The organism is Novosphingobium sp. NDB2Meth1 (genome assembly GCF_900117425.1).
Taxonomy (GTDB): domain Bacteria; phylum Pseudomonadota; class Alphaproteobacteria; order Sphingomonadales; family Sphingomonadaceae; genus Novosphingobium.
Map to the genome: position 1 here is coordinate 523372 of NZ_FPEH01000015.1, position 17242 is coordinate 540613.

The following is a 17242-nucleotide window of genomic DNA, read 5'->3' on the forward strand; positions in this document are numbered from 1 at the left end:
CCGGATCCGACATTTTCGCAGGGTGCCCTGCTGCGGCAAGGGTGCGGTCCGACTTTGGCCGCTTCGGCCAAGCCTTGCGCCTCCCCCGGCAGGCCTATTCGTTCCCGCTACCGCCCAACGAAAGTTCGTGACGCATGATACGCTTTAGAACTGCCCTCCTTGCCAGCGCGATCCTCGCCGGTGCCCCCGCATTCGCGCAGCCCGCGCCGGTCGATCTCGTCTTTCTCCACGGCACCGTTCTGACCCCCACCGGCACCGCGCAGGCACTTGCCATATCGGGCGGCACCATCGTGGCCACGGGCACCGATGCGGAAATCGCCGCCATGGCCCCCGCCTCCGCACGCACCGTCGATCTCGCGGGCCGCACCGTCATGCCCGGCCTCTACGACATGCACGTCCACACCTACTTCGCCGGCCGCGACAAGCTCTCCTGCCGTTTTCCCCAGGGCGCTGACGCCAGGACCATCGTCGCCGCGGTCAAGGCCTGCGCGGCCAAGGCCAAGCCGGGTGAATGGATCACCGGCGGCAGCTGGGTCGGCGCCGCATTCAAGCCGGGCGAGCAGAACAAGCGCCTGCTCGATGCCGTCGCGCCCGACAACCCCATCATGCTCAACGACGAGAGCCTTCACAGCGTCTGGGTCAATTCGAAAGTCCTCGCCATCGCCGGGATCACCCGCGCGACCAAGGACGTGCCCGGCGGCGTCATCGACCGCGATGCCAAGGGCGAACCCACCGGCGTCCTGCGCGAAGTGGCCGCGCGCGACATCGAGCAGTTCATGCCCAAGGCCACCACCGAACAGCAAATGCGGGCGATCAAGGTCGCCACCGACGAGATGCTCTCCTACGGCATCGTTGGCTTCACCGATGCCGCCGTCCGGCGCGAAATGATCGGCGGGCTATCTGCTTACGCCAAGTCCGGCGGCCTCAAGCAGTACGCGCGCGGTTGCATCGTCTGGGGCCCCAACAACGGCAACAGCGAGGATCTCATCCCTGAGCGCCAAGCGTGGAGCGGCGGCCGCTTGCAGCTCGATTGCGTCAAGATGTTCCTTGACGGTGTGCCGCTCGAAGGCCGCACCGCCGTCATGCTCGCGCCCTACGAGCACCGCGGCGGGCCGCACGACGATCAGGGCCCAGGGGGCGGCAGGGGCCTCAAGCTGATCCCAGAGGACAAGCTCTTCCCCGCGGTCACCGCGTTTGACCGGCAGGGCATCCAGGTCAAGTTCCACGCCGCCGGTGACGGTTCGGTGCGCGAGGCGGTCGAGGCCATCGCGGCAGCCCGCAAGGTCAACGGCGATGCCGGACCGCAGCACGAAGTGGGCCACAACACCTTCATCGACCTCGCCGACGTTACGCGCGGCCACGAACTGCACTTCACGTGGGAGCTGTCACCCTACATCTGGTGGCCTACGCCGATCACCTCGGTCGACATCGCCAAGGCGGTTGGCCCCGAGCGCATGAAGCGCCTCTGGCCGATGAAGGATGTGCTGGAAAGCGGCGCCAATGTCGTGACCGGCTCCGATTGGCCGGTGGTCCCCTCGGTCAATCCTTGGCTCGCGTTCGAAACGCTGGTCACGCGGCAGGTTCCCGGCGCGACGGGCGATCCGATCAACGCTGGCCAGCGCATCACCCGCGAGCAGGCCATGGCCGTGTTCACCCGCAACGGTGCCGCCGAGATGGGCCGGCTCGACAAGGGCGGCACGCTGGAGCCGGGCAAGCTTGCCGATCTCATCGTGCTTGATCGCAACCCGCTGACCGTGCCCGTCGGCCAGATCCACGATACCAAGGTGCTCGCGACCTATATCGCGGGCGAGCAGGTCTACGCCGCGCCCTGAGGCCCTTCCGCGAGCGCGCTCGCTGCGGCATGCGCGCTCGCCCAGGCCCATTGAAAGTTGTAGCCACCCAGCCACCCGGTGACGTCCACCGCCTCGCCGATGGCGTAGAGTCCCGGAACCGTTTTGGCCTCCATCGTGCGCGAGGAGAGGCCCGCCGTGCTGATCCCGCCTGCGGTCACCTCGGCCTTGGCAAAGCCTTCGCTGCCGCTGGGGGTGAAGACCCAGCGCCGCAGCTGGGCTTCCGCCGCCCGCAGCACCTTGTCCTGCGTCTGACCAAGCTCGCCCGCAATGCCGACGCTTTCCGCCAGCCGTCCCGCCAGACGCTCCGGCAGCGCCGCACCCAGCACCCGCGCCATCGCCGCACGTGGCCGCTCGCGCTTGGCGGCCAGCAGCCAGTCCTGCGGCTGATCCGGCAGGAAATCGATGCTCACGCTTTCACCCGGCCGCCAATAGGACGAGACCTGCAGGATCGCCGGCCCCGAAAGTCCGCGATGGGTAAACAGCGCCGCCTCGCGAAACGCCGCCTTCCCCGCGCGCGCGACGACTTCGGCGGATACGCCGGAAAGCTCACGGAAGAGGATATCCTCGCCCGAGAGCGTCAACGGCACCAGCGCGGGACGTGGCTGCACGACCTTCAGCCCGAACTTGCGCGCCAGATCATAGGCAAACCCGGTCGCCCCCATCTTCGGGATCGAAGGCCCGCCGGTCGCGACCACCAGCGCGGGGGCGATGACTGTTTCAGCCCCGAAGCCGACGCGGAACAGCCCGTCCCCATGCTCAACAGAACTGATCGGTTCCCCGCAGCGCAAGTCCACCCCGCCGGCGCGGCATTCCTCTACCAGCATGGCCACGACCTGCCTGGCCGACCCGTCGCAGAACAATTGCCCCAGCGTCTTCTCGTGCCAGGCAATCCCGTATCGCTCGACCAGTGCGAGGAAGTCCGCCGGTGTATACCGGCTCAGCGCCGAACGCGCGAAGTGGGGATTCTCCGAAAGATAGCGGTCCGGCGCGGTGTGGAGGTTGGTGAAATTGCACCGCCCTCCCCCGGAAATCAGGATCTTCTTGCCCGGCGCATCGGCATGATCGAGCAGCGCAACGCGCTTGCCGCGCTGCCCCGCCAGCCCGGCACAGAACAGCCCAGCTGCCCCGGCGCCGAGCACGATGACGTCATGCGTCGGCGCCATAGGACGAGGATCAGATATGCAACGCGCGCCCGTAAGCCGCGAGCACGCTCTCGTGCATCATTTCCGAAAGCGTCGGGTGCGCGAACACGGTGTGCATGAGTTCGGCCTCGGTCGTTTCGAGCGTCTTGCCCACGACATAGCCCTGGATCAGCTCGGTCACTTCCGCGCCGATCATGTGCGCGCCGAGCAGTTCGCCGGTCTCGGCATCGAACACCGTCTTGATGAAGCCCTCCGCCTCACCCAGCGCGATCGCCTTGCCATTGCCGATGAAGGGGAAGTTGCCGACCTTAACGGTGTGGCCTGCTTCCTTGGCCTTGGCTTCGGTGAGGCCGACGCTCGCCACCTGCGGATGGCAGTAGGTGCACCCCGGAATGTTGAGCCGGTCCATCGGGTGGGGGTGGACTTCGGTATTGCCCAGTGCTTGCGCGATGGCCTCGGCGGCGATCACGCCCTCGTGGCTCGCCTTGTGCGCCAGCCACGGACCCGGCGTCACGTCGCCGATGGCCCACACGCCCGGCACATTGGTGCGGCCATAGCCATCGATGGCAATGATGCCGCGCTCAGCGGCAACGCCAAGCGACTCAAGTCCGATGTTCTCGGTATTCGGCACGATGCCGACCGCCACGATGACATGGCTGAAATCATGCTCCGCAGAGGCGCCGTCCTTGGCCTTGATCTTCGCCTTCACGCCCGCTGCGCTGGTGGTGATGCTTTCCACGCCCGCGCCGGTGAGGATCTTGATCCCCTGCTTGGTCAGCGACTTTTCAAGGAACGCGGAAACGTCCGCGTCTTCCACCGGCACGATGCGGTCCATCATCTCGACGACCGTAACGTCCGCGCCCATGTCGTTGTAGAAGCTCGCGAACTCGATGCCGATCGCACCCGAGCCGATCACCAGCAGCTTGGTCGGCATCGCTGGCGGCACCATGGCATGGCGATAGGTCCAGATGCGGTCGCCGTCGGCCTTGGCAAAGGGCAGGTCCCGCGCCCGCGCACCGGTCGCCACAATGATGTGCTTGGCAGACAGCGTCTCAGTGCCCTTGTCGCCCGTCACCTCGACCTGGCCCGCGCCCTTCAGCACGCCGGTGCCCATATGCACGGTGATCTTGTTCTTGCGCATCAGGTGCGTGACGCCCTGGTTGAGCTGCTTGGCCACCCCTCGCGAGCGCTTGACCACCGCGTCGATGTCCGCGCGGATGTTGTCCGCCGCCAGACCATAGCTCGCGGCGTGCTTCATCTGGTTGAACACTTCGGCCGAGCGCAGCAGCGCCTTGGTCGGAATGCAACCCCAGTTGAGGCAGATGCCGCCGAGCAGCTCGCGCTCCACGATGCCGACCTTGAGGCCCAGCTGCGCACCCCTGATTGCCGCGACATAGCCGCCGGGGCCGGAGCCGAGGACGAGAAGATCGTATTGGTCAGCCACGTGTATGCTCCTTCAGGTCGGCCACTGCTTTAACCCGCTCGTGTGGGCGCGCCGCTCTCAATATGATCAGGCAACGAGAGCCAGCGGCGCTTCCACCAGCGTCTTGAACGCCTGCATCAGCTGCGCGCCTTCCGCCCCGTCGATGGCGCGGTGGTCGAAGCTGCCGGTGGCGGACATCACGGTCGCGATCCCCAGTGCATCGTCGACAATGTAGGGGCGCTTCTCGCCCGCACCGATCGCCATGATCATGCCCTGCGGCGGATTGATCACCGCTTCGAACTGCTTGATGCCGAACATGCCGAGGTTCGACAGGCTCGCCGTGCCGCCCTGATACTCGTGCGGCGCCAGCTTGCCCGCCTTCGCCCGCGCAGCGAGATCGGCCATGTCCTTCTGGATCGTCGAGATCGACTTGACGTCGGCTCCTGTCACGATCGGCGTGATGAGGCCGCCCGGGATCGAGACCGCGACGGCAATGTCGGCGCGCGAATAGCGGATCAGGGTGTCGCCCGCGAAGCTCACGTTGGCATCGGGGGCCAGGATCAGTGCCTTGCCTAGTGCCTTGATCAGCAGGTCGTTGACCGAGAGCTTCACGCCCTCACCCGCCAGCGCCGCATTCAGTTCCGCGCGCAGCTTGAGCAGCTTGTCGAGCTGGATATCGACGGTGAGGTAGTAGTGCGGCACCGTTGCCTTTGCCTCGGTCAGGCGGCGCGCGATGGTCTTGCGCATCGAGGAAAGCTTGACCGCCTCGTGCGGGATATCGGTGCTGAACGGGGCAGGCGCAGGCGCCGGCGCAGCGACAGGAGCCGCAGCGGGTGCAGGCGCGGCAACAGCAGCCGGGGCAGCCACCGGGGTCGGGGCGGCAACATCAAGGTCCGCCTTGATGATGCGGCCATGCGGGCCACTGCCCTTCACTTGCGTGAGGTCGATACCCTTCTCGCCCGCGATGCGCTTGGCAAGCGGGCTGGCAACGACGCGATCACCGGCTGAGGCTGCGGCGACCGGAGCAGGCGCCGGGGCCGGAGCAGCAACGGGAGCGGGCGCGGGCGGGGCAGCAACCGGCGCAGGAGCCGCTGCAGCCACAGGGGCCGGAGCAGCCGCAGCCGGGGCCGCATCGCCTTCGTCTTCGCCAGCAATCGTCGCGATCACGGTGCCGACCTTCACCCCTTCGGTGCCCTCGGCGACGTCGATGGCGACCACGGTGCCTTCGTCGACCGCCTCGAATTCCATCGTCGCCTTGTCGGTCTCGATCTCGGCCATGATGTCGCCCGAGGAGACCTTGTCGCCGACCTTCACCAGCCACTTGGCCAGCGTGCCTTCTTCCATGGTGGGTGAAAGCGCGGGCATCTTGATCTGGATCGGCATGGTCAGCTCGTTTCCCTATTTGGTTACAAGGGCAAGGTTCGTACTTGTGGCTTCGGTACAGATAGCCAAGCCGTTACAAGGCCGTGGCGCGTCCCTTGGCACATGAGCCGCCATTTCGCCACCCGCGCGAAGCCGGTCAAGTCTCTTGGCGCTTGCCCCGCATACGAATTAGGCCAATACGCATAACCCTGCCGAATGACCGGCAGTGCGACGGCCGCATATAACGCTATCGCAAGGGGGCAGGCATGGTTGGCATCACAAGCGAAGCGGATGGCACGCCGGGCGCCGAAGCGCGGGCGAAGCAGCGCGTCTATCTCGTCATCATGGACGATACCGAGGAAAGTGCCCGCGCCCTGCGCTTCGCCGCGCGCCGCGCCGTGCGCACCGGGGGCACCGTCCACATCCTCGCGCTCGTGCCGCGGCAGGAGTTCGTCGTGTTCGGCAGCATTCAGGCGACCATCGAAGGCGAGGCCCGCGAGCGCGCCGAAGACCTCGCCCGCGCCGCCGCCGGAAGTCTCGTCGACGAATCGGGCCTTGAACCGGCGGTTGCCGTGCGCACCGGAAGCGGACCCCAAGTCGTGCGCGATTACCTCGCTGAACACCCCGAAGTTTCGGCGCTGGTGCTGGGTGCGGCGGCAGAGGGCAATCCGGGCCCGCTCGTCACGCACTTCACTTCGCAGATCGGCCAGCTGCCTTGCGTGCTGATGATCGTTCCTGGCGGCATCGACGAACGCGGCATCGATTCGTTCAGCTGAGGCGATGAAACGCCCACCCCGCTCGTGCTGAGCCTGTCGAAGCACATGGCTCAACTTTCGCGCCAGCACCCTTCGACAAGCTCAGGGTGAGCGGGGTCGGGGCTGGTTACTTCCTCCGCCCCTGATGCCGGATATTGCGCGGCCGCCCGCGTGGACCCTGCATATAGCCGCCCGTCTTCCTCGGCGTTTTCTCGAAGGGCTTCCCGCCGCGCGGCTCGATCCGCCCTGCGCCTTCCGGCAAGTCGACCGGCTCGAACTTCAGCGCGCCGGTCAACGGATTGGCCTCGGCGAGCCGCAGTTTGAGGATCATGCCCATCGCAAATTCCTCGCCGGTCTCCTCGCCGACCAGCACCTGCCGCTTCTCGTCATAGCCGAACCGCTCGGCGCCCAGCGTGGAGATCGGCACCAGCCCATCGCCGCCGAGCCCAATGATGGTCGCGAACAGGCCGAACTTCTGGACGCCGGTCACGCGCGTGTCGAACACTTCGCCCACGCGTCCCGCCAGCCAGGCGGCGACATAGCGGTCGATTGTCTCGCGTTCGGCTTCCATCGCCCTCCGCTCAGCCTTCGAAATGGCATCGCTGATCCGCGCTAGATCGCTGCGGTCGCGGTCCGACAGGCCCGACGTCCCAGGGATCTCGCGCTCTTCCGGTCGCGGCTGCTCGAGATGATAGGCATCGACCAGCGCCCGGTGCACCAAGAGGTCAGAATAGCGCCGGATCGGCGAAGTAAAGTGCGCGTAGCTGCCCAGCGCCAGCCCGAAATGCCCGGCATTGCGCGGCCCATAGTACGCCTGCGTCTGGCTGCGCAGCACGGCTTCCATCACCAGCGCCTTCTCGGCCTCGTCGCTCACATCCTTCAGCATGCGATTGAACAGCCCCGGCGTGATCACCTGCCCCAGCGCCAGCTTGCGCCCGAACGTGGCGAGATAGTCCTTGAGCGCGACCAGCTTTTCGCGGCTCGGCGGCTCGTGGATGCGGTAGACGACCGGCGCGACCTTGGCTTCCAGCGCCTTGGCCGCCGCCACGTTCGCCGCGATCATGAAGTCCTCGACCACGCGGTGCGCATCGAGCCGCTCGCGGATGGCAATCTCGGCAATCTTGCCCTTTTCGTCGAGCACCACCCGACGCTCGGGCAGCTCGAGTTCCAGCGGATCGCGGTTGCTGCGGGCTTTCTCCAGCAGCCGCCAGGCCGCCCACAGGTTTTGCAAGTGCGCCGCCGCCTCGCGGGCATCGATCCGCCGCTGCGCTTCCTCGTAGGCAATCACTTCGGCGATCCGCACCAGCGCCCGCGTAAAGCGCCAGCCTGTCACGCGGCCCTCGGCATCAATCGTGAGGTGGCAGGCCATCGCCGCCCGGTCCGCACCAACCTTGAGCGAGCAGACGTCCGAGCTCAGCACATGCGGCAGCATCGGCACGACGCGGTCCGGGAAGTAGACCGAATTGCCCCGCTTCCTTGCCTCGCGGTCCACCGCGCCGCCCGGCCGCACATAGAAGCTCACGTCCGCAATCGCGACGACCGCGCGGTATCCACCCTCGCCATCGGGCTCGGCCCAGATCGCATCGTCATGGTCACGCGCGTCGGTGGGATCGATGGCCACGATGGGCAGATGCCTGAGGTCCTCGCGGGCATCCTCTGAAAGCGCCATCTTCGCCGCCAGTGCCGCCTCGTCCTGCGCTTCCTGCGGGAACACGAACGGAATGCCGTGCTTGTGGATGGCAATGAGGCTGAACGCGCGCGGCGCCAGCGGATCGCCCAGCACTTCGGTCACCTTCAGCCCGGCGCGGGGGCTCTTGCTGACCGGCTCGCCCAGCACCAGCTGCCCTTCCGCCGCCCCGCCCAGATCTGCGATAGCCACAGCGTTGCGCACACGCTTGTCCACAGGCGCCAGCCATGGCTTGCCTGCCCCGTCGAACTCCACGACGCCCAGCACCTGCTCGGTGCGCGTCGGCAGCTTTTTCATCACATGTGCGATGAGACCCCGGCCCGCTTCCTCGGTCCGCGCCAGCACGCGGTCGCCCACCTTGAGCGCTGCCTGTGCCCTACCCTTGCCCTTCGGCTCGATGATCCGGAGGCGCGGCGGCGGTGCGCCGTCATCCGGCCGCCAAGTATCCGGGATTGCCATGGGCTGCCCGTCCTCGATCTCGAGCACGCGCAGCACGGTCACGCGCGGCACCCCGCCGAGCCGGTGGAACGCGCTGCGATTGCCGTCGATCAGACCTTCCTCGGCCATGTCCTTGAGCAGCGCCTTGAGCGCGATCTTCTCGGTGCCCTTGAGCCCGAACGCCTTGGCAATCTCGCGCTTGCCCGCAGGTTCTTCGCTCGCGGTAATGAACGCGAGAACCTGCTCGCGGGTGGGAAGACCGTCTGGGCCGTTCGGTGTCTGCTTGCGAATTGCCATCACTGACCTGTGAAGGCTGGCGCACCCAATAGCAAGCGAACCGACGGGTTCAGGGCTTGGCTTCCGGCAGATAAGCACCGCCTGGCACCGCCGAAGCCACCGGGCTCTCCGATCCGTCCGCCGCCACCGAACTCACGCCGAAGAACCAGTCATCCCCGCGCACGCCGTCAAGCCGCAGATGCGTCTGGTCCGTCTCGGCAATCGGCTTCGCGTCCCAGCCGGGCGCATCGGTCCGCCGCTGCCACACGCGGTAACGCTCTGCGCCCGGAACCGCCGCCCAGTCCACATCGGTAAAGGTCTGCACCGCCGCCGTCACTTTCGCCACCGGCGGCATCGGCGCGGCCGCCATCGCCGCCAGCGCCCGTATGTTCAGTTTCGTCACCTTCACGAGGTAGGAAAAGTCCATCGCCTCGGGCAGGTCGCCGAACGGCCGCCCGCTTTCGGTGCGCACGTTCTGGTGCTGCCGCTCGTAGTTCTCGACCGCCACGGTAAAGCGTACCGCCGGATAACCCAGCGCCTGAAACGGCAGATGATCCCCGCCCCGACCCATCCGGTCCGCACGCCAGACCTGTCGCACCGCCAGCCCGCTGTCGCCCAACCCGGCGAGCCAGCGCGACAAGTTGCGCGAAGGACTATCGTTCTCCCCGCCGATCGACCGCAGCGCATCACGCGCCCGCTCGCTCGCATCGTCGCGCGGGCCTTCGGAGAACACGCGCACGTGGGTATCATCGACCAGCCCGTCGCTCCCGCGCGAATTGCCGACGATATCGTTGTTGAGCACGGCCTTCACCGTCCAGCCCTGCGCCTTGGCATACTCGGCCAGCAGCTTGCCGCCATAGAGCCCCTGCTCCTCGCCCGAGAGCACGGCATAGACGATCGTCCCGGCAAACTTCTGCTTCGAAAGCACCCGCGCCGCTTCCAGCACCAGCGCGGTGCCCGAACCGTCGTCGTTCGCGCCCGGCGCATCGCCCTCGGCATCAAGCGGGTCGGAATTGCGGCTGTCGATATGCCCTTGCACGATCACGACTTCGCCCGGCCGCATGGTCCCGCGCTGGATCGCCACGACATCGACAAGCCGCGTCGCCACCGGTACGCGGTCTTCATCCTTCACCATGGTTTCGGGCAGTACGATCTCGAGGCAGCCACCGCAGCCTGCGCTCGTCTTGCGAAACTCGCCCTCGGCCCACTTCCGCGCCGCGCCGATCCCCCGCTTCGGATCATCCTGCGAGGACAGCGTGTGCCGCGTGCCGAACGCCACGAGCCGCGCGATATCAGCCTCAAGTCGGGTCTGGTTGACAGACTCGGCATAGGCGTCCGTTGAAGCGAGCGACATTAACGGCACCAGTAACCACATTCTGCACCGACTGCGCGGCATTGAAAAAGTCAATCGTACTATTCCATTCTCAATCACCGGACTTTTTGCCCTTATCGCTTGGCGCCGGTGGCCTTGTATCATTCCCAGTCTTTCTACTGTCCTGACCGAGATCGACCTTGCGAACGTCTTCGTTTAGTGGCTTTCTATGCCCAGTCGTCGGTTCTTTAGCCATTAAGGTTTCCTATGAGCACTCAAGAAAAGCGAGGGTTCTCAGACTTTTCTTCATTCCAACAGTTTCCGGTAGAGGTGTTACGTGAAATCGTACGCGAAGGTGAACTTGAAATGCAAGCGCGACTCGAGACGGCCAACGCGGCTGATCAACGAGCGTTGACGCTTGTCGGTTTTCAAATCACCGCAGCGACAGCCTTAATCGGCGCGACATATTTTCTCTATTCACAGCACCCTGTTGACAAATTGTTTCTATTTCTATGCATCTTTGAAGCTATTTTTCTGATAACTGCTGCGTATTTTGGGATTGATAGCGCGAAGCCTAAACAATTTCGATTTCCCGGCAATGATCCGTGGAATTGGAATATTTCGGATTGGCACGAAAAACCTGCTTCATATCAGAATGCGCAAGTAAATTCGGCCCTAGCTGAACAGTGTTATTGTCTACACACGAGTTTATATCATAACCGTAAATCAATGGAAGAAAACGCCGAATTGACAAAGAAGTCAGTAAAGATAACTTATTGGTCTGCAGCTATATTTATATCTTTTTCGATAATAATTATTTTTTTAGACTTTTTCCTGCGCCGGCATTTCAAAATAGCAATTAGTAAGCCCGCGCCACCAGAATCCGCTCCACTGCCGGTGCCCCGGTGAACGGGCACAGACCCTCCGCCGGCGCTGCGTCCATCGGCGTGTTGCGGATCGTCAACTTGAGCGCCTTCAGTTGCTCGACCACCTTGTCGAGCGCTTCGCCCGTGGGCCGCGACCAGCACAGCTCCACCCAGCCCGGAAAGGCCTTGTCCTCGGCAAAGAACGCGGCAAGCCCCGCAAGATCGCTGATCCCCCGCTCGATCTGGGCGTCGCGCCGGTCGCGCGCCTCCTCGAACAGCGCGGTCTGGATCGCTTCCAGTTCGCTGACCGCCGCCGCGACGAAATCGTCCTGCGCCATGCCGACGAAGTTGGCCTTGCCATCCTCGCGCCACAGCCGGTCGCGGCGCAGCACAGATACCTGCCCGCCCTCGGCATCGCGCCCGCCGATCTCGAGGATCAGCGGCACGCCCTTCTTGACCCAGCCCCAGCGTTTCGCCGTCGCCTTGCCCGGCCGCTTGTCGAGCAGCACACGGACCTTCTCGTCGAACACCGAAAGCTTCGCCAGCTTCGCGCGGAGCTGCGCGCAGTAGTCCAGCAGCGCGGCATCGCCGTCGTTGTCGCGCAGCATCGGCAGGATCACGATCTGCTGCGGCGCGATGCGCGGCGGCGTGCGCAGTCCGTCGTCGTCGCCGTGGGTCATGATCACGCCGCCGATCATGCGCGTCGAGGTACCCCAGCTCGTCGTGTGGCACAGCGCCTGCTGGCCTTCCTTGTCCTGATAGCGGATGCCCGCCGCGGCCGAGAAGGTCGTGCCCAGATAGTGCGAGGTGCCCGCCTGCAGCGCCTTGCCGTCCTGCATCATCGCCTCGATCGAGAAGGTCTCGACCGCGCCCGGGAAGCGTTCGTTTTCAGGCTTCGGCCCGGCAACGACCGGCATCGCCAGCACGTCTTCGGCAAAACTGCGGTACATTTCCAGCGCGCGCAGCGTTTCTTCCATCGCGCCCGCCTCGTCGGCGTGGGCGGTGTGCCCTTCCTGCCAGAGAAACTCGCTTGTCCTCAGGAACATGCGTGTGCGCATTTCCCAGCGCACCACGTTGGCCCACTGGTTGGTGAGCAGGGGCAGATCGCGCCACGACTGGACCCAGCGTGCCATGGCCGCGCCGATCACGGTCTCCGAGGTCGGCCGCACGATCAGCGGCTCTTCCAGCTTCGCTTCGGGATCGGGCACCAGCCCGCCCTTGCCATCGCCGATCAGGCGGTGATGCGTGACAACCGCCATTTCCTTGGCAAAGCCTTCGACATGCTCGGCCTCGCGCGTGAAATAGGAAAGCGGGATGAACAGCGGGAAGTAGCAGTTCTCGACGCCCGCTTCCTTGATACGGTCGTCCATCAGCTTCTGGATGCGCTCCCAGATGCCGTAGCCCCACGGCTTGATCACCATGCAGCCGCGCACGCCCGATTCCTCGGCGAGTTCGGCTTCGGCGATCACCGCCTGATACCACTGGGCGAAATCATCCTGCCGGGTGACGGGCAGGGCGTGCTTGATCGATGCGTTCTGGCTCATGCGCGCGGGTTAGGCGGCAAACGGGATTCGGGCAATCCCGGTTGCGTGACCAATCAGCCGGCGAGCTGGTCCAGCTTCTTCTGCATGTCGGCCATCTGCTTGCGCAGCGCGGCCAGTTCATCGTCAGCCGGAGCCGCAGCAGCCTTTTCGGCCTCGGCCGCCTGCACCGCACCCGGAACGAAAGCTGCTGTCGCAGCCTTGAACAGTTCCATGTTGCGCTGCGCGATCTGGGCCAGCGGATTTGCGCCGATGCTGTCCTCGATCGCCTTCCTGAGCTTGGCCTGGTTCTCGCGGAAGTGCTCCATCGAGGCTTCGAGATAGCTAGGCAGCAGCGCCTGCATCGAGTTGCCGTACATGGCGATGAGCTGGCGCAGGAAGTTCGTGGGCAGCATCTGTTCGCCGCTCGCTTCCTCTTCCATGATGATCTGGGTAAGGATCGTGTGCGTCAGGTCCGCACCGGTCTTGGCATCCAAGACCTTGAATTCAATGTTTTCCTTGACCATCTGGGCGAGGTGGTCAAGCGTGATGTAGCTTGACGTGCGCGTGTTGTAGAGCCGCCGGTTGGCGTACTTCTTGATGATGACGGTATCGCCGTCCTTCGCTGCGTTTGCCATTTTTTTCTGCGCCCTGCTGGGTTTATCAACATCCTATTAGCAGATGCGGTATGTGCAGCGCAATAAACCTTGGCTAAATAACATTAATTCATATGTTGCGCGAAAAGCGTCGTCCCATCAGCGTGAGCAGCTCATATTGCGAGAGGCCGCTCGTCGCCGAAGCCTCCGGAAGTGCATACTCGAGCCCCAGCCAGTCGCCTTCTCCGCAGTTTTCTGCGGCAGAGAGGTCGACAATGGTCATGTCCATGGAGACCCGGCCAAGCACCGGCAGACGCTGGCCCTGCCACAGCACGTGGCCGCGGCCCGACCAGCAGCGCAGGTAGCCGTCCGCGTAACCCACGGAAATTACCCCCACGCGCATCGCTGCTGGCGCGGTGAAGGTCGCGTTGTAGCCCACCGAGTCGCCTGCCGAAAGCGCGCGCACCTGAATCACCGCCGCTTCGGGATGCGCGACCTGCGTGATCCGTCCCGCCAGTTCGCCACGCGGCACACCGCCATAGAGCGCCAGCCCCGGGCGGGTCAGATCGAAGTGATACTCCGATCCCAGCGCGATCCCGGCACTGTTGCACAGGCTGTAGCGCTGTGCTGCCACGCTGCCGGCGACGTCGCGGAAACGCGCAAGCTGCACGGCATTTTGCGCACAATCCTCGTCGGCGCTCGCCAGATGGCTCATGCATGTGACGAGCTCAAGCTGGCCGACTTCCGGCGCACCGACATCCGTGAGCGGCAGACCCAACCTGTTGATCCCCGTGTCGACCATAAGATCACATGGTCCGCCACCGGCGGCCAGCCAGCGCCGTACTTGCGCGAGGGAGTTCAGAACCGGCCTTAAACCCAGCACTCGTGCATAGGCAGCTTCCGCATCGTTGATCGGCCCATGCAGCACAGATACCTGCTCGGCGGGGACAAACCGCACTGCCTCCGCCGCTTCCTGCCAATGCGCCACAAACCAGTCCCGGCATCCTGCCGCCGCCAGCACCGGCACTACCGCCGCGACGCCCAGTCCATAGCAATCCGCCTTGATCGCCGCTCCGGTCCGCGCCGCGCCGGACAGCGCGTCGAGCGCCGCCCAATTGGCTGCCAATGCGGCGCGATCCAGCCGCAACCGCAATGCAGCCGGGTGCGGCAGAGGAATGTCAGGCATCATCGTGGGCGAAGTCCTTCGGCAGACCGCCCTTGAGCCCCCACAGCGCAACCACGAATGCCACCAGCACCACCACCCAGGTGTACCACAGCCCGGCATAGGGATCACCCGTCTCCGCCACGATCAGCGAGGAGATCAGCGGCAGGAATCCGCCGAGATAGCCAGTGCCGATGTGATAGGGGATCGACATCGAACTGTAGCGGATCCGCGCCGGGAACATCTCCGAAAGCACCGCCGCCACCGGGCCATAGGTGGCACCGGTCAGCGCCATCAGCACGACCAGCCCGAACACGATAATCGCCGAGCGGCCGAAGTCCGGCTTCACTTTGGCAAAATCATATCCGGCGCCGGTCAGCTTCGCCTGCAGCACCTTGCCGCGAGCCGCGCTCTTCTCGGCCCAGGGATAGTCTGCCAGCGAGGCAACATCCGCGCCGATCGTCATGGCCAGCGCCGGGCCTTGCCGCAGCGAATAGCGCACGCCGGAGGCCGAGAGGTCCGCCAGCAGCTTGCCGCAGTTCGTCGCCTGCTCGGCGGCAAAGGGATTGTAGCTGCAGTCCGGCCCGCTCACCATCACCGGCTCGCGCTTCGCCATGTCGGCAAGTCCGGGATTGGCTGCATTACCGATCATCCAGAACATCGGGAAGATCAGCACCAGCGTGGCCACATAGCCGAGCACGATCGGCAGCTTGCGCCCCACCTTGTCCGAGATATGTCCGAACACCACGCTGAACGGCATGCCCAGCACGCAGGCGAGACCCACCAGCAGTTCGGCCGTCATGTCGTCCACCCGCATCGGTCCCTTAAGGAACGAAAGCCCGGTGAACATCGAGGTGTAGAAGATCACCGTCAGGCCCGAGGCGACGCCGAACAGCGCGATGAACAGCCGCTTCTTGTTGCCGGGATAGGTCAGGCTCTCGATGAAGGGATTGCCGGCCACTTCGCCGCTTTCCTTCATCGCCTTGAACACGGGGCTTTCCGAAAGCTTGAGCCGCATCCACAGCGACACGGCGAGCAGCAGCAGGCTGAGCAGAAACGGCACGCGCCATCCCCAAGCTTCCCACGTCTCCTGGCTCATCGCGCCCTTGCACAGCAGCACCACGGCGAGGCTCAGCACAAAGCCGCCGACCACGCTCGACTGGATGAAGCTGGTGAAGAACCCGCGCCGCGCCGGGGCCGCATGTTCCGCCACGTAGACCGCGGCGCCGCCATATTCACCGCCAAGCGCAAGGCCCTGCAGCACGCGCAACAGGATAACCAGCGCAGGCGCGGCATAGCCGATCTGCGAGGCTGGCGGGATCAGACCTACCCCCGCCGTCGCGATGCCCATCAAGGTAACGGTGACGAGGAAGGTGTACTTGCGCCCGAGCCGGTCGCCCAGATAGCCGAACAGCACCGCGCCCAGCGGGCGGAAGCCGAAGCCGACCGCGAAGACCAGCCAGAACAGCAGCATTTCCAGCGTGGCATTGCCGGTGGGAAAGAAGGCCTTGGACAGGATCGCGCCGAGCGTGCCGTAGATGAAGAAGTCGTACCATTCGAACACGGTGCCGACCGACGAAGCGGCCACCACGAGCCGGATTTCCGCCGCTGTCGGTTCGGGTGCGCCATTCACCTCATGCATGCCCAGTCGTTTCCCATCCCCTTGCCGGCAGACTTTGATCTGTACGGCACAATCCCTCGAAGCGGCGGCTGTAGCGAAGCAAAGCCCGCCGGGAAAGTGTGCGGGACCAAAGAAATACGCCCCCTATCCTGATTGCGAGAGAGCGGGCGAGGCTCACCCCAGCGCGACCAGCGCGGCATCCCATGCCAGCATGATCGCATCATGCCGCGCCGGATAGCCCAGCGCCGGCTCGACCTGTTCAATCCCCGGCCAATCCGGCTTGGCGCCCTCACCGGCCAGCCAAGCCGCCAGCGCGGTGCGCGCCTCCGCTATGCTTCCCTTGCATCGCCCCTTCGCGGCACTGGCAAAGGCATAGGCCGCCGCCTGCCCGATGGCACAAGCATGCGCGCGCAGGCCGATCCGATCGATCCGGCCTTCATCATCCACCGACAACCCGAGCGACAGCGTACTGCCGCAGCGCCGCGAGCGTGCATCGCCCTTCAGCGGCAGGCTTTCATCCCACCCGAAGGAAGCGAGCGCCGTCGCCGCGCCAAGGATTTCCGGCGTGTAGAGCGTGCGGGCCGGAGCCCGCTGGCCGGCGGCGCTCATCGGTCCTTGCTCAGCCGCCGCTGCATCTCGCGCCGCGCCGCCTTCCGCGCTGCATCGCGCGCCGCCTTCTCCAGCGCGGTTTCCTTGTCCGTTTCGGCCTTCTTCGCCGCCTTGGCCGCCTCGTCACGGCGCTGGTCGAGCACCGTCATCAGCTCCTCGCTCGCCGCATTGAGGAACGGATAAGTCCGCGCCGCTGTGATCCACGTCGGCCGCCCGTCCGGCCCCCATACGATGTCATAGCCGAACACCAGCAGCGAAAAGCCGAGGACCATAAGGACAAAGCCCTTGATCGCCCCGAACCCGAAGCCGAGCACCCGGTCGATCGGCCCGAGCACCGAACTGCGGCTCGCATTGCCCACCGACGATGCGATCATCTTCGCGGTAAAGTAGGGCACGATGGTGAGGATGCCGAACGCCAGCACCCCCGCGCCGGTCTCATTCTTCATGTAGGGCGTGAGCCAAAGCGTCAGCGGCTCATGGCCATAGCGCACGGCAAACAGCCCGACGCACCACGCCAGCAGGGACAGCACTTCCTCGACAAAGCCGCGGAAGAAACCGCCGATCGCGCAGACCGCAACGATCAGGAAAACAACATAATCGAAGCCGGTCATAGGACCCGA

The 17242-nt window shown here is 65.1% G+C and carries 14 protein-coding genes; 3 read left to right on the forward strand and 11 right to left on the reverse strand.

Annotated features, from left to right (window positions below):
• Positions 1 to 134: 134 nt before the first annotated feature.
• Positions 135 to 1832, forward strand: a complete 1698-nt coding sequence (locus NDB2M1_RS11925; RefSeq protein WP_072382531.1) for an amidohydrolase — start codon at positions 135 to 137, stop codon at positions 1830 to 1832.
• On the opposite strand, the gene NDB2M1_RS11930 is transcribed toward NDB2M1_RS11925, so the two are convergent.
• From NDB2M1_RS11930 to NDB2M1_RS11940, 3 genes are all read right to left on the reverse strand, one after another.
• Positions 1817 to 3016, reverse strand: a complete 1200-nt coding sequence (locus tag NDB2M1_RS11930; protein ID WP_072382533.1) for a BaiN/RdsA family NAD(P)/FAD-dependent oxidoreductase — start codon at positions 3014 to 3016, stop codon at positions 1817 to 1819. The genes NDB2M1_RS11925 and NDB2M1_RS11930 overlap by 16 nt on opposite strands.
• A gap of 10 nt (positions 3017 to 3026) precedes the next feature.
• Complete coding sequence (gene lpdA, locus NDB2M1_RS11935) at positions 3027 to 4439, reverse strand: dihydrolipoyl dehydrogenase (RefSeq protein ID WP_072382536.1); 1413 nt, start codon at positions 4437 to 4439, stop codon at positions 3027 to 3029.
• Positions 4440 to 4505: 66 nt separating this feature from the next.
• Positions 4506 to 5801 (reverse strand): pyruvate dehydrogenase complex dihydrolipoamide acetyltransferase, encoded by a 1296-nt coding sequence (locus tag NDB2M1_RS11940; protein WP_072382538.1) that lies wholly within the window; start codon positions 5799 to 5801, stop codon positions 4506 to 4508.
• 245 nt (positions 5802 to 6046) lie between these two features.
• On the opposite strand from NDB2M1_RS11940, the gene NDB2M1_RS11945 reads away from it, so the two are divergent.
• Complete coding sequence (locus NDB2M1_RS11945) at positions 6047 to 6556, forward strand: universal stress protein (protein ID WP_072382540.1); 510 nt, start codon at positions 6047 to 6049, stop codon at positions 6554 to 6556.
• A gap of 106 nt (positions 6557 to 6662) precedes the next feature.
• On the opposite strand, the gene rnr is transcribed toward NDB2M1_RS11945, so the two are convergent.
• Both rnr and NDB2M1_RS11955 read right to left on the reverse strand, forming a co-directional pair.
• Positions 6663 to 8957 carry a ribonuclease R gene (gene rnr / locus NDB2M1_RS11950; protein WP_083554821.1) on the reverse strand — a complete coding sequence of 765 codons (2295 nt, stop codon included), beginning with the start codon at positions 8955 to 8957 and terminating at the stop codon, positions 6663 to 6665.
• 49 nt (positions 8958 to 9006) lie between these two features.
• Complete coding sequence (locus tag NDB2M1_RS11955) at positions 9007 to 10290, reverse strand: M20/M25/M40 family metallo-hydrolase (RefSeq protein WP_253185860.1); 1284 nt, start codon at positions 10288 to 10290, stop codon at positions 9007 to 9009.
• A 225-nt stretch (positions 10291 to 10515) separates the two neighbouring features.
• Between NDB2M1_RS11955 and NDB2M1_RS22050 the strand changes: the two genes are divergently transcribed.
• Positions 10516 to 11157 carry a hypothetical protein gene (locus tag NDB2M1_RS22050; protein WP_143146734.1) on the forward strand — a complete coding sequence of 214 codons (642 nt, stop codon included), beginning with the start codon at positions 10516 to 10518 and terminating at the stop codon, positions 11155 to 11157.
• Here NDB2M1_RS22050 and NDB2M1_RS11960 read toward each other — a convergent pair.
• From NDB2M1_RS11960 to NDB2M1_RS11985, 6 genes are all read right to left on the reverse strand, one after another.
• Complete coding sequence (locus tag NDB2M1_RS11960) at positions 11108 to 12658, reverse strand: aminoacyl--tRNA ligase-related protein (RefSeq protein ID WP_072382544.1); 1551 nt, start codon at positions 12656 to 12658, stop codon at positions 11108 to 11110. The genes NDB2M1_RS22050 and NDB2M1_RS11960 overlap by 50 nt on opposite strands.
• A gap of 53 nt (positions 12659 to 12711) precedes the next feature.
• Positions 12712 to 13272 carry a polyhydroxyalkanoate synthesis repressor PhaR gene (gene phaR / locus NDB2M1_RS11965; RefSeq protein WP_054122158.1) on the reverse strand — a complete coding sequence of 187 codons (561 nt, stop codon included), beginning with the start codon at positions 13270 to 13272 and terminating at the stop codon, positions 12712 to 12714.
• Between the two features lie 88 nt (positions 13273 to 13360).
• On the reverse strand, positions 13361 to 14419 hold the full coding sequence (gene alr / locus NDB2M1_RS11970) for an alanine racemase (RefSeq protein WP_072382546.1): 1059 nt from the start codon (positions 14417 to 14419) through the stop codon (positions 13361 to 13363).
• Positions 14409 to 16034, reverse strand: coding sequence for an MFS transporter (locus tag NDB2M1_RS11975; RefSeq protein WP_072382548.1), 1626 nt, complete (start codon positions 16032 to 16034; stop codon positions 14409 to 14411). Before NDB2M1_RS11975 ends, alr begins: the two co-directional genes overlap by 11 nt.
• 153 nt (positions 16035 to 16187) lie before the next feature.
• Positions 16188 to 16622, reverse strand: coding sequence for an iron-sulfur cluster assembly scaffold protein (locus tag NDB2M1_RS11980; RefSeq protein WP_171955376.1), 435 nt, complete (start codon positions 16620 to 16622; stop codon positions 16188 to 16190).
• Positions 16619 to 17233: a CvpA family protein gene (locus tag NDB2M1_RS11985; protein ID WP_072382550.1), complete on the reverse strand. Its 615-nt coding sequence runs from the start codon at positions 17231 to 17233 to the stop codon at positions 16619 to 16621. The genes NDB2M1_RS11980 and NDB2M1_RS11985 overlap by 4 nt, the downstream gene beginning before the upstream one ends.
• Positions 17234 to 17242: the final 9 nt, after the last annotated feature.

Bases quoted from the DNA above. Each gene is read 5' to 3' on its own strand.
- alr (WP_072382546.1), bottom strand. From the start codon at position 14,419: ATGATGCCTGACATTCCTCTGCCGCACCCGGCTGCATTGCGGTTGCGG.
- phaR (WP_054122158.1), bottom strand. From the start codon at position 13,272: ATGGCAAACGCAGCGAAGGACGGCGATACCGTCATCATCAAGAAGTAC.
- NDB2M1_RS11955 (WP_253185860.1), bottom strand. From the start codon at position 10,290: ATGTCGCTCGCTTCAACGGACGCCTATGCCGAGTCTGTCAACCAGACC.
- NDB2M1_RS11985 (WP_072382550.1), bottom strand. From the start codon at position 17,233: ATGACCGGCTTCGATTATGTTGTTTTCCTGATCGTTGCGGTCTGCGCG.
- NDB2M1_RS11975 (WP_072382548.1), bottom strand. From the start codon at position 16,034: ATGCATGAGGTGAATGGCGCACCCGAACCGACAGCGGCGGAAATCCGG.
- NDB2M1_RS11980 (WP_171955376.1), bottom strand. From the start codon at position 16,622: ATGAGCGCCGCCGGCCAGCGGGCTCCGGCCCGCACGCTCTACACGCCG.
- NDB2M1_RS11940 (WP_072382538.1), bottom strand. From the start codon at position 5,801: ATGCCGATCCAGATCAAGATGCCCGCGCTTTCACCCACCATGGAAGAA.
- NDB2M1_RS11930 (WP_072382533.1), bottom strand. From the start codon at position 3,016: ATGGCGCCGACGCATGACGTCATCGTGCTCGGCGCCGGGGCAGCTGGG.
- rnr (WP_083554821.1), bottom strand. From the start codon at position 8,957: ATGGCAATTCGCAAGCAGACACCGAACGGCCCAGACGGTCTTCCCACC.
- NDB2M1_RS11960 (WP_072382544.1), bottom strand. From the start codon at position 12,658: ATGAGCCAGAACGCATCGATCAAGCACGCCCTGCCCGTCACCCGGCAG.
- NDB2M1_RS22050 (WP_143146734.1), top strand. From the start codon at position 10,516: ATGAGCACTCAAGAAAAGCGAGGGTTCTCAGACTTTTCTTCATTCCAA.
- NDB2M1_RS11925 (WP_072382531.1), top strand. From the start codon at position 135: ATGATACGCTTTAGAACTGCCCTCCTTGCCAGCGCGATCCTCGCCGGT.
- NDB2M1_RS11945 (WP_072382540.1), top strand. From the start codon at position 6,047: ATGGTTGGCATCACAAGCGAAGCGGATGGCACGCCGGGCGCCGAAGCG.